15 protein-coding genes and 1 riboswitch are annotated in these 11264 nt (G+C 40.7%); of the genes, 9 read left to right on the forward strand and 6 right to left on the reverse strand.

Translation table 11 applies throughout. From position 1 onward, the window contains the following. The first annotated feature begins 83 nt into the window (after positions 1 to 83). The 3 genes from rplY (at position 84) to panD (ending at position 1507) form a co-directional block, all read left to right on the forward strand. On the forward strand, positions 84 to 380 hold the full coding sequence (rplY, locus tag B1202_RS14770; protein WP_078191361.1) for a 50S ribosomal protein L25: 297 nt from the start codon (positions 84 to 86) through the stop codon (positions 378 to 380). 20 nt (positions 381 to 400) lie between these two features. Continuing rightward, positions 401 to 976: an aminoacyl-tRNA hydrolase gene (pth, locus tag B1202_RS14775; protein WP_078191362.1), complete on the forward strand. Its 576-nt coding sequence runs from the start codon at positions 401 to 403 to the stop codon at positions 974 to 976. A gap of 150 nt (positions 977 to 1126) precedes the next feature. After that, positions 1127 to 1507 (forward strand): aspartate 1-decarboxylase, encoded by a 381-nt coding sequence (gene panD / locus B1202_RS14780; protein WP_078191363.1) that lies wholly within the window; start codon positions 1127 to 1129, stop codon positions 1505 to 1507. A 131-nt stretch (positions 1508 to 1638) separates the two neighbouring features. On the opposite strand, the gene B1202_RS14785 is transcribed toward panD, so the two are convergent. Together B1202_RS14785 and B1202_RS14790 are read right to left on the reverse strand one after the other, a co-directional pair. Then, the gene (locus B1202_RS14785) at positions 1639 to 2253 is read right to left on the reverse strand and encodes a GDYXXLXY domain-containing protein (RefSeq protein WP_228145176.1); all 615 of its coding nucleotides are present in this window, start codon (positions 2251 to 2253) and stop codon (positions 1639 to 1641) included. Further along, positions 2250 to 4091 (reverse strand): DUF2157 domain-containing protein, encoded by a 1842-nt coding sequence (locus tag B1202_RS14790; protein WP_078191364.1) that lies wholly within the window; start codon positions 4089 to 4091, stop codon positions 2250 to 2252. Before B1202_RS14790 ends, B1202_RS14785 begins: the two co-directional genes overlap by 4 nt. Before the next feature lie 170 nt (positions 4092 to 4261). After that, positions 4262 to 4415: riboswitch (FMN riboswitch) on the forward strand. A 103-nt stretch (positions 4416 to 4518) separates the two neighbouring features. Here B1202_RS14790 and ribB point away from each other — a divergent pair. Further along, on the forward strand, positions 4519 to 5178 hold the full coding sequence (gene ribB / locus B1202_RS14795; RefSeq protein WP_078191365.1) for a 3,4-dihydroxy-2-butanone-4-phosphate synthase: 660 nt from the start codon (positions 4519 to 4521) through the stop codon (positions 5176 to 5178). 88 nt (positions 5179 to 5266) lie between these two features. Here ribB and B1202_RS14800 read toward each other — a convergent pair whose 3' ends face one another. Both B1202_RS14800 and B1202_RS14805 read right to left on the reverse strand, forming a co-directional pair. Beyond that, complete coding sequence (locus B1202_RS14800; RefSeq protein ID WP_078191366.1) at positions 5267 to 5878, reverse strand: LysE family translocator; 612 nt, start codon at positions 5876 to 5878, stop codon at positions 5267 to 5269. A 58-nt stretch (positions 5879 to 5936) separates the two neighbouring features. After that, entirely contained in the window at positions 5937 to 6425 is a 489-nt protein-coding gene (locus B1202_RS14805; protein ID WP_078191447.1) for a DUF1289 domain-containing protein, read from the reverse strand. A gap of 189 nt (positions 6426 to 6614) precedes the next feature. Here B1202_RS14805 and B1202_RS14810 point away from each other — a divergent pair, with 189 nt between their 5' ends. The 5 genes from B1202_RS14810 (at position 6615) to B1202_RS14830 (ending at position 9990) form a co-directional block, all read left to right on the forward strand. After that, on the forward strand, positions 6615 to 7547 hold the full coding sequence (locus B1202_RS14810; protein WP_078191367.1) for a rhodanese-related sulfurtransferase: 933 nt from the start codon (positions 6615 to 6617) through the stop codon (positions 7545 to 7547). Between the two features lie 194 nt (positions 7548 to 7741). Then, complete coding sequence (locus B1202_RS14815; RefSeq protein ID WP_078191368.1) at positions 7742 to 8038, forward strand: hypothetical protein; 297 nt, start codon at positions 7742 to 7744, stop codon at positions 8036 to 8038. A gap of 365 nt (positions 8039 to 8403) precedes the next feature. Next, complete coding sequence (locus tag B1202_RS14820; RefSeq protein WP_078191369.1) at positions 8404 to 9015, forward strand: DedA family protein; 612 nt, start codon at positions 8404 to 8406, stop codon at positions 9013 to 9015. A 21-nt stretch (positions 9016 to 9036) separates the two neighbouring features. Then, positions 9037 to 9447 (forward strand): ABZJ_00895 family protein, encoded by a 411-nt coding sequence (locus B1202_RS14825; RefSeq protein ID WP_078191370.1) that lies wholly within the window; start codon positions 9037 to 9039, stop codon positions 9445 to 9447. Positions 9448 to 9573: 126 nt separating this feature from the next. Further along, positions 9574 to 9990 carry an ABZJ_00895 family protein gene (locus tag B1202_RS14830; RefSeq protein WP_078191371.1) on the forward strand — a complete coding sequence of 139 codons (417 nt, stop codon included), beginning with the start codon at positions 9574 to 9576 and terminating at the stop codon, positions 9988 to 9990. An 80-nt stretch (positions 9991 to 10070) separates the two neighbouring features. On the opposite strand, the gene B1202_RS14835 is transcribed toward B1202_RS14830, so the two are convergent. Together B1202_RS14835 and B1202_RS14840 are read right to left on the reverse strand one after the other, a co-directional pair. Further along, a complete protein-coding gene (locus tag B1202_RS14835; RefSeq protein WP_078191372.1) occupies positions 10071 to 10595 on the reverse strand; it encodes a YecA family protein in 525 nt (174 codons plus the stop codon). 67 nt (positions 10596 to 10662) lie between these two features. Then, entirely contained in the window at positions 10663 to 10872 is a 210-nt protein-coding gene (locus B1202_RS14840; RefSeq protein ID WP_078191373.1) for a PA3496 family putative envelope integrity protein, read from the reverse strand. Positions 10873 to 11264 lie beyond the last annotated feature (392 nt).

The raw sequence follows: 11264 nt of genomic DNA on the forward strand, positions 1-11264 counted from the left end.
AAAAGCCCTGCCTTTTGGTGGGGCTTTCTATCACTAGACTGGTCGAAGGTCTAGTCAATTAAACTTAAATAGGAATGTCTATCATGGCAAACTTCGTATTAAATGCAGTAGCACGTGAAGAAGCAGTACAAGGGAAAGGTTCGAGCCGCCGCCTTCGTCTTCAAAATAAAGTACCAGCAATCATCTACGGTGGTGCAGCTGAACCTGTAGCAGTTACTTTAGAACTTCGAGAACTTGTTAAAGCTTTAGAAAACAATGCTTTCTTTGAAGAAGTTATTGAAATCAACATCGACGGTAAAGCTGAAAGCGTTAAAATCCAAGCTTTACAACGTCACCCAGCTAAAAACACTCCTATGCACGCTGACTTCAAACGCGCATAAGTGTTAAATGGTGTAAATGAGTGAGTAAACTTTCACTGATTGTTGGTTTGGGTAACCCAGGTTCTGAGTATGCCCAAACCCGCCATAATGCAGGCTTCTGGTTTGTAGAACGCCTTGCAGAACAATATGGCATCCAACTCAAAGCTGATCCTAAATATAAAGGTATCAGTGGTCGTGGTAATATCGAAGGTCAAGACGTTCGTCTGCTGTTACCCACAACCTTTATGAACCTCTCTGGTCAAAGTGTTGTTCCCTTCGCCAAATTCTATCAAATTGCTCCTGAAGCAATGCTTATCGCACATGATGAACTTGATATGAACCCTGGTGTCATTCGCCTGAAAACTGGCGGTGGTCATGGTGGTCATAATGGTTTACGCGATATCGTCCCGCATATTGGTCCAAATTTCCATCGTTTACGTATTGGTATTGGTCATCCTGGTTCTAAAGAACGTGTCTCAGGCCATGTTTTAGGTAAAGCACCAAGTAGTGAACAAGGCTTAATGGATGATGCTATTGCATATGCCTTATCACGTACTAAATTGTTGGTAAGTGGTGAGATTCAGCAAGCCATGAACCAGATCAACGCTTACAAATAGAACTGACAATTCCACAAATTGTTGAACAATACTTATTGCCATCTGAATGATTTCAGAGCAAAATGCGCTTGCATTTGACTGCTCACCCAGCATTCAAGAGATTGTTCCACCATAAGATACGATCTTAGGTCTACCAAGGAGACGCTAGCCATGCTATCTCGTTTATTAAAAGCTAAAATCCACCGTTGCGTCGTTACACAAGCAGAATTACATTATGAAGGTTCTTGTGCAATTGACGGTATTCTTCTAGATTTAGCCGGTATCCGTGAATATGAAGAAATTCATATGTGGAACGTGACTAATGGTAAGCGTTTTACCACTTATGCCATTCGTGGTGAAGAAGGTTCTGGCATTATCTCTGTAAACGGCGGTGCTGCTCACCAAGCAGATATTGGCGACTTGTTGATTATCGCAACTTTTGGTGATTTCACAGAAGCTGAAGCAAATGCACATAAGCCACGCTTAGTCTATGCGAACCCAAACAACACTGTGAACCACACAGCGAACTGTATTCCAGTTCAAGTTGCTTAATTCAAGTATTTAAAAATTCTAAAAAGCCCGCAAAATTTGCGGGCTTTTTTATGGCTGAAATATGCATTATTGATTACGAAAATTCAGTATTAGACGCATATCACTACATACAACTCAACAGCTCAATTTATCTACCCTGCTCTAGGGCCCTTCCACCATGCTTGGTTTTGTTTACAATCAAAGGGCTGTAAATGCTCTCCGACCAACCCCACCAACAAAGGCTGACCATTTTCTTGTACCTTTAGCTCTGCATATTGCGCATCGCGATAGCACGCTTCCAAGCCTTCTGCAAATAAAAAGCTGCTCGCAGCGGGATATAAACCCTCAAATCTATTGTCAGGATTTTTGAGCACCAGTTTTGTAGATGAGCTTGGATACTGCGCTAATAACTTTGGATTGAAACTGGTCCGAATCACTCTACGCTGTGCATCAAGCTGCACATAACTCACAATACTTTTTTGATCGACAAAATCGTCACGGTGTACATTTTCTTCTTTGTTCGCTTTGCCAGCCTGCCCATTGGCAGATTGCTCTTCAGAAGGCTGACCACCAAAGTAGAGCTGATAATTCAAGGCCATATAATCCCCTTGAATCAACGAGCGAGGATCGACAGGTTGCAGCTTTACATAAATACTCTGACTGTTTGCCAAATGCCATTCATGACGTGCAATCATCAGCACAAATAAAAGAATACTGAGTACAGCCAAACCAATAGGAAGCATTTTTTTATTGAGTATGTTCATCATGCTCCTCCCCCTTGTTTAAGCTGTATCGCAGTTAACATTCTGGTGATGCCAAGCAGCAAAAGGCCAGAGATCAAAATCGTTAAACTTTTCAATAAAAAACTCAGACCCAAATTGTAGTACAGCATCCATAAGCTAAAAATGATCAACACGATGCAAAGGGCTTTAACCAAAGATTGCTGATAGACCTGCGCCCATGCCAATAAAACCAAAAACAAGAAAATTCCAAAATAGCCCATCGCAATCAGCACAAGGCCCAATAGCAGTAACGGCCATTTTTCGCTCCCCACCTGTTTTTGCTGATTTGCGATGTAAAGGCCAAGCCAAACCGCAGGCAGTAAATAACCGATAAACAGGTCAAGAACGCCATGTTGGGTCTGTTCAAACTGTAGAACGTTATTTGACAGCGTCTGCAACACCACAACCGCCAATACGATGCATAACATCCACAACACAATGCTTTTTCGATACATCGTGTGCAACCAAGCTGTTGCACTCCCGAGCAAGAAAATGAGTAGAATATAATTCAATCCAATCACAGCTAAGATGACATGTTCATCGCTTATAAAAAGATCGGCATCAAATAGTGTGGCCACCGCAAGGCCATATCCTGCAATGAGTTGAATAAAAACAATAAACCAATGCATTCGACTAAACAAACAGAGCAAGATAACGCCAATTTGTAATACTAAAATAAACCCAATGCTATCGGTCAAGCTCTCTGTATGAATGAAGACCGCAGATTGGCCACATACCCATAAGCAGTAAGCAAATTGGCGACTAAAGATACTTTTAGCTCGTCGAATCAACCACCAAGCCATAGCCACAAAAACTAAGCCTATGACGATCGAAAACGCCTTCCAATAGGTCAGCAATAAGCTCGATAAAATAATGCCTGCGAACCATGCCCCAATCGCTAAAGGAATAACCGCAAATTTAGTCTGTGGCAGAAATTTCATCAGTGCCCAACTGATCACCGCAAACCAAGCAAATATCAGCAAGGCAAAAACCAACAATCCTGCACTCGAGTCAGATAAAATATGTTCTGCCCATTGGAAAATCAAAATACTGAAACTCGCGGCGAGACCTGCAGCTTGTATACTTGTTTCTAATGCACGATGTTGTCGATAAAAATAGATAATCAGATAAATTGGAAGCAACAAGGCAAAAATTAAATATTGCCATTGATACTGCTCTGCCCCATTTCCACAGTATAAAAACATGCAATACATCGACATTAGTGTAATGAATGCAATAAATACAAAGCGCAGTGCAGCATAATATTTCAAACACAAAGTCACACATATTGCCGTCAATACATTCATACAGAGTAAATACCACCATGAATGATCAACGATTAAATAGCTTTGTTTAAAATATAAAAATAATGCCAATTGACTGATCAAACACAGTAACGCAAATACTCCGATATTCGGTCGATATAACCAAGGTAAAAGCAGCAAAGCCCAGACCAAAAATAACAGATAACTGTCTGCACCTGTTTGATAGACCTGACCAATCACAGCCATACTCAATCCGAGCAACAAAGCACTTAAAGCATCTAAACTTTGCTGAATCCAAGCATGCCTGGCAAAATATACACTCGTCACAGCACTCAGTACCAACAGCAACATTGGAATTGCTAATTGAATGAATTTTGGCAACATCAACCAGTTTGCCGCGATCAAATACACGAAACTGGCTGCTATCAGTGCAACACCGATCACTTGCAGATACCGAATGACCTGTACATCTTGGAACAGATTTGTTGAAAACTCTTGATCTAACTGTGAACGATGCAGCTTTATATTCTGCTGCTGAGAATGCTGAGGAAGCGTCATTTTTTATCATTATGCAATCATGGTTAATTTATCGGCACGATAGCATGCTTTGGCACACTTTATAAAAATGCTTACAAATCCAATCTTATAACTTTACTTATCTAAAATTTTGCAAATGATTCTAGGCAATAATCCCCCATCACCACACAAACAGGTCTATACTCAAGACACATCGCTTCAGGGCGGGGTGAAATTCCCCACCGGTGGTAAATTTGCTGGGTTGAACGCCCTGCAAAAAGCCCACGAGCCAATCGTTTAAACGCGATTCGCAGATCAGGTGCAATACCTGAGCCGACGGTATAGTCCGGATGAAAGAAGACGACGTCACATCTCTATATCATTGATCATTTTCAATATATATCGTAACGCCACTATTTCACATGTCCTGAAATGTTCAACCGTATCTAAAATTTACGCGAGCGTTTCAATGTCTAGTTTAATTCAACCCGAAATTTTCTTTTCTGCCCTTCCACCAGCAGAACAGCGCATGCTGCAAGCCTTAGAAGACATTCGTCAAGGTAAACCAGTTTTAGTCATGGACGATTTTGACCGTGAAAATGAAGCCGACCTGATTGTTGCAGCAGAAACACTCACTGTAGAAACCATGGCACGTATGATTCGTGACGGTTCAGGGATTGTCTGCCTGTGTTTAACCGATGCGCAGGCCAATCATTTGGAACTTCCACCCATGGTGTCTGATAACTCTAGCCATTTTAAAACCGCCTTTACCGTCACCATTGAAGCTGCGGAAGGTGTTACGACTGGAGTTTCAGCAAAAGACCGAACAACTACAGTCAAAGCCGCAATTAAAGATGGTGCTGTTGCTAGTGACTTAAACCGTCCGGGTCATGTTTTTCCTTTACGTGCGCGTGAAGGCGGCGTATTGACCCGTCGTGGACATACTGAAGGGACTATTGATTTGGCACGTCTGGCCGGTTTAAAACCTGCAGGTGTTTTGTGTGAATTAACCAACCCAGACGGTACGATGGCGAATGGCGTACAAGTTTTAGCGTATGCACAAACCCATCATTTGACTGTACTCACCATTGAAGAAATTGTGCAATATCGTTTACAGCACAATCTCTAGTGCGAATTAATTAAAGCTCTACACGTTCATAAAAAAGGCTGATTCAATCAGCCTTTTTTATTTTTTACTGCACATTTCAAGTTAAGAATTAAGCCGTGAATGTGCTATAGATCCCGTAAATTGCTACCACCACTAAAATCAACCCACACAGTGCCAACAATTTTTTATACCAGCGAGATTTCGACAATCGATGAAAAGACAAATACACCAAAGACAAAGTTGCGAAATCTAAAACGATCCAACTCAGGGTCAACACAATTAAACTCAGATTAAGATGAGGAGTAATTCCTACAAACTGCGGAAAAAATGACGCGAAGAAAATAATATCCTTAGGATTTGAAATCCCCACGATCAGTCCTTGCTTAAAGCCCCCTTGTGCTGCTTTTAACTGCAGAGATTGCTCAGTGGGCTGTGTCATGACTTCTTTTAAAATATCAAACCCAATATAAGCAATATATAAACAACCCAGTATTTTGATGCCATCGAGCCAGTGCGCATTCACATTTAAAATACCTTTTAAAATACACACCGACAGTACAATCAAAATCAGTGAAGCAAAATTCGTCCCCACAATGGTTTGAAATGCCTTTTTATAGCCGCCTTGTAAACCTGCACTTGCGACCAACAGCATCACAGGTCCAGGCGTTGCAATCATCACAATGACTGCCACACAATATAAAAAGTACTCCGAATAATTCACACTGAGATTCCTTCACTTATTTTTAGATCACTAATTTTCATACATAAAAAAAGAGGACTTAGTCCTCTTCATCCATGTTTTGCAATAAATGCAAGCGAATGGCATCCGCTCTTAAGAATGCCAAATCGTAGCTGGCTGTGGCGAGTGCCAAAACACGACGCTCAAATTCATCCCACAACGGTCGTACCTGTTTGTAATGTATCCCGAGTCCACTGTCATCTGTGAAATGACGGTTTTTTTCGCAGAGCTTGAGTGCGTGATACAGTTTTCGGCCTTTGCTTGCATCAGGACGTAAGCGAACTCGCTTAGACAAGACAAAGCCTTCGACATGGACGATATCCGCTTGCGGCAACATCGGTATTAAAATTTGATCTAACTGCGCATCTAAACGACACCAAATGGCCGTGTGTTGCTCTGCTGTATAGGTATTCCATTTTATGACTTCATGGTTAAAGCGGCGGCAACCACGACAGACTGAATCACCAAATACCGTAGAACAACGCCCTGCACATGGGGTCAACGAGGCAATTCGACGATCAGTACTCAAAACCGGCTCCATTCAATCAATATTTATGGGATAAAAACAACTCGGCATGACTATACACGCTAAAACTGCTGAAATGAAGCCATGATCAAATGTGTGGCTAAAAGCCACCACATTACTCGCTTATTCATCCAAATCACGGTAGAATGTGCGCCTTAATTTTTATCCTGTTTTATTCATTTGGAGTACTCCATGAACGCTACTGTAGAACAGCTTGCACCTGTAGAACAGCAAGCGACCTCTGGTTGGGTTGTTGCCGCACTTTATCAATTCAAAGAAGTTCAAGATCCTGCTGATCTTCAACAACGTCTTTTAGACTTGGTAAAAACCATCAACCTTTGCGGTACTCTAATTGTGGCAGGTGAAGGTATTAACGGTACTGTTGCCGGTGACCGTAAATCTGTAGATATCATCCATCAGTTCCTTCTCAATGAAGGCTTCAATGCGATGGAATACAAAGAATCGCATAGTGCGGATAAACCATTCCGTAAAATGAAGATTAAACTGAAAAAAGAAATCGTGACTTTAGGTGTGGAAGTGAAACCACGTGATTTAGTCGGTCACTATCTTGATCCTAAAGAATGGAATGAACTAATTGCACGTGATGACGTAATCCTAATTGATACACGTAACGACTATGAGTACAAAGCAGGTACATTTAAGGGTGCGATTGACCCGAAAACTGAGACTTTCCGTGAATTCCCTGAATACGTGAAAAAAGAGCTTGAGCAGCATAAAGATAAGAAAATTGCCATGTTCTGTACAGGCGGTATTCGCTGTGAAAAATCAACCTCACTTTTACTTCAAGAAGGCTTTAATGAGGTTTATCACCTTAAAGGCGGTATCTTGAAATATTTAGAAGAAACCCCTGTTGAAGAAAGCATGTGGGAAGGTGAATGTTTCGTCTTTGACGGTCGTACTGCTGTCACTCACGGTATGGAAGAAGGCGAGAACATCAAATGTCACGCATGCGGTTGGCCATTGGTTCCTGCTGAAGTTGAACTTCCAAGCTACGAACACGGCGTGTCATGCAAATACTGTATCGACAAAACCACTGAACAACAAAAAGCTGGCTTCCGTATGCGCCAATCACAAATTGTGGCAGCAAAACGTAAGCGCCTCTAAGCAAAATTTGTTGTAACGATATATAAATAAAAGCCCTATTCTTAGGGCTTTTTTTACGCATTCTAAACAGTGACTTAATTTTTTTGACAAAATAACTATATCTGGTTATTTACGAGAATCAGTTCGCGCATTTATGCTTATTCTGATCAATTGATCCGAGAAAATCCTTATAGATAATTGAAAAGGAAAGCATTATGCCAAAATTAATCAACTCTCCTATTGCAAGCTCTAGGCGCCTTGCTTTACCCGCTCCACGTGTAAAAGAAAGTGTTGCAGAATTAAAACACCTACTGAACCAACAGTCACATATTTTGATAGTCAGTATTGCTACATGCATCGGTGCAATTTTTGCCTTATTTATTGCTTATACCTTGCACTTACAACCCACTCTGCTCAACATTCTTGGACTTTGTGCGATTCCATTTGCTTTATCACTGAGCTTACGCCAAGTCTATATTCACACGCTGTTAAATATGGAACATGATGATTAATTTACGCACCTTGCAACGCTACTTATGGCAACTTTGTCCTACGCTGTTCAGTACATAAAACGATTTTTTAAGGCTGCTAAAGCTCCAAAATCAAAAATAAAATCCAAACTGTACAGCGTAAACTCAGTGCCATAAAAACCGTACTCTATGCCTTTCAATTATCAGTCTTACTATTATTCAGCATTGCTCAATACCATCATCATTTATACATTTTCCTTCTCATTAAGCCTACGTGCTACTTAATATAAGATGAACTCAACATTTGTTGTTTTTGCTCAGGTGGTTTCAGGAATATTTAAAACGTAACTTTACCCACTGCACTTTTCAACATAGGATAAATACACCTTTTCTCTGCCTTGGCTGCCATGAATTTAACTGAATGGATTATTTCAATCATGGAACAATTGGGTTATCTCGGTATTGCCCTGCTCATGTTCCTTGACAATGTCTTCCCCCCAATCCCCTCAGAAATCATCATGCCCTCGGCTGGCTATTCTGCCTCCCAAGGTCAACTGCTACTCATTGGTGTCATTATTTCAGGTTGTATCGGCTCTTTACTGGCAGCAGCCGTGCTGTATTGGATTGGCTATAAATTTAAGCATGAATCCATCTTCCGCTTCGTCGATCGCTATGGAAAATACTTATTCATCAAGTCGGCAGATGTCAAAAAATCTCTAGCATGGTTTGAGCAATACGGTCACCGCATTGTATTTTTTGGCCGGATGATTCCGGCTGTGCGTTCTCTCATTAGTATTCCTGCGGGAATGAGCCGCATGCCATTTTGGAAGTTCATGTTTTATAGTGGTTTAGGTACAATTATTTGGACCACTTTTTTAGCCTGTGTAGGCTTTTATTTAGGTGAAAATCAGCAGTTAATGCAGCAAATATTTAGTAAAGTTGGACATGTGATTATTCTGATCACAGTCATCATTATTGCTTGGATTTTGTATCGCCGACATCAACGTCGACATCGTTAATTTTTTGTTTTTGGGGCTTTCATGAAACACTATCTCCTGCACTTTGCTGCTGTTTATAGCATTGCCTTGGTGCTTTTGATTACCGTATTAATCTTTGGATTAAATCTTGGTGGAATCACATTAATTCCTACATTGGTGGCATGTGCATTAATCAGTGTTGGGCATTTTGTAAAGAAAGAACAACGTGTACCGAGCAACCATGAAAAGATTCAACTGGTTTGGGGCTCCAGTGCTGTTGCGATCATCATTGGTAGTTTTTTTGTGCTGTTCTTGGTGCTGATGAATCCCAATGCCGAAAGCATTATGAAGTCTGTAGATAATGCAGGCATTGGGCTAACTGCTGTGGTTATGCTTTGTTTGGTCGCTATTCATGGCACGATATTTCATATTGCCTACGGTTGGTATGCTGACTATTGTGCTAAAAAATTATAAATTTTTTTTCAAGGTATTGAGTTAAAATTTGAATCAATACCCCTTCACTGAAACTTAAAATTCAGTGAAGAAACTTCGGGCAAGCCATACTCGCCCTTTATATAACGACAACATGAACATTGAATAATGAAAAAATACATCATCACATTTAGCATTGCTTATGCCCTCGCCATGGTCGCTGTCGCAGCCATCGAATCTTTCTTTGATTTACCCGGTGGTTCATCCATTACCTGTCTCATCGTGGGCGGTTTTGCTGCGGCATCCAGCTTTGTCAAAGACCATCAGCGAGTGCCAGATAAGGCTGAAAAGAAAACCCTGATTTGGAGCTGTATTTTGGCTTCGGTACTGATTAGTGTCGTCGCGACCGTCATTTGTCTCTTGATCTTCCCTGAAACCCAAGCCTTTATTCAAATGGCGCTAACGCAATTACCCGCTTGGATCTGGCTGCTTGCTATCAGCTTTACGCTACTGATCCATTATCTCGTGTTGGCTTTATCTTTTGGATGGATGGCGAAAAGCTTTTTAAAAGCCAAACGTAGTTAAGCCTTGAGATTGACTTTGAATTGAAAAGGTACAGCGCTAAAAAAAGCACCCCAAGGTGCTTTTTTTAAATTTCGTCGAAATTAATTTGGTGTGTGATACATCAAATATAATTCGTTCAAATTGGTTGGGATTTCTTCTGCAAGTTCATCCATCAACTGACCATTGCGACGGAATGATTCCATTTGTGGATCTTCTTCATCAATGCCGCTGAACACCATGATTGGCAAAGTTAAATCAACCAATTGTTCTTCAAACTCGTCGGTGAACCATGCATCTTCGTTTAGGAACATGGCATCAACGAAGCCAACACTCCAGTCACCAAGACTTGATTCAACATCGGCTTCTTCAATTTCAAATGGAAATTCAATACCATCTTCATTGGCAAGATTCTGACGAATCGATTCGAGCCATGCTTTTACTTGCGCAATAATTTCAGCAGGTACTTTTTTCTGATTGTTATCAAAAAGTTCGTCTAGCCATTTATCAAAAGCTGGGCCTACTGCAATTGCACACAAAAAACCATGAGTCGCTGCAAAATCTAGACCATGCTCGTTGTCATCGCCGTCTAGATAGTCACTCAAAAGGTCTAAATCTAAAGCACTCATTTCAAATCCAGAGTTAGAAACTTAATGCGTAAGCATAGCATTTTCAAGCGCTATGCTAAATCGCTATTTAGTCTTCTTCGTCATCAAAATCATCGTCATCGTCGATGTCGTAATCAAAATCTTTAAGCTCACGTTCAAGACGGCGCTGAGCCAGAAGGTCATCAATAAGTCGGCGCTTTTCTAACGATTCTTTCGCGCTAGTTTTTGCACTGGCCTCATCGAAATTCACATCATCATCACCGTAGTTATCATCTAGTTCAAAATCTGTAGAAGACACCAAAACTACCTCATAATGAAAAAAATTGAAGGGGTCTAGCCGCTATTTATATGGGATATAAAATATTGTCAAGTTTTATTTGTTTTTTTAACAACTAAACTTTAAAAATAGGGCTTTTTTTCTTACCAAAACCTGTGGCATGATATAATCCACCCTGCGTCCTTCATTTTTATGACAGTCAAAGATGACCCATAAAATAATCGATGCATGGGATGAACTTGAAAACAACAATTTCAGCCCCACCTAAATTACTGAATTTAAATTTTTAATATCTCATTGGACAGCTTGATGCTGTACCGTCCTAATGGGATAAGCCAGCTATTCACAAGATTTAATGAGACGATCGTGCTAAAATGCACGGTTTTTTACTGCCACAGATTCAACGAAGAGTA

This window comes from Acinetobacter amyesii (assembly GCF_002018365.1).
Taxonomy (GTDB): Bacteria; Pseudomonadota; Gammaproteobacteria; order Pseudomonadales; family Moraxellaceae; genus Acinetobacter; species Acinetobacter amyesii.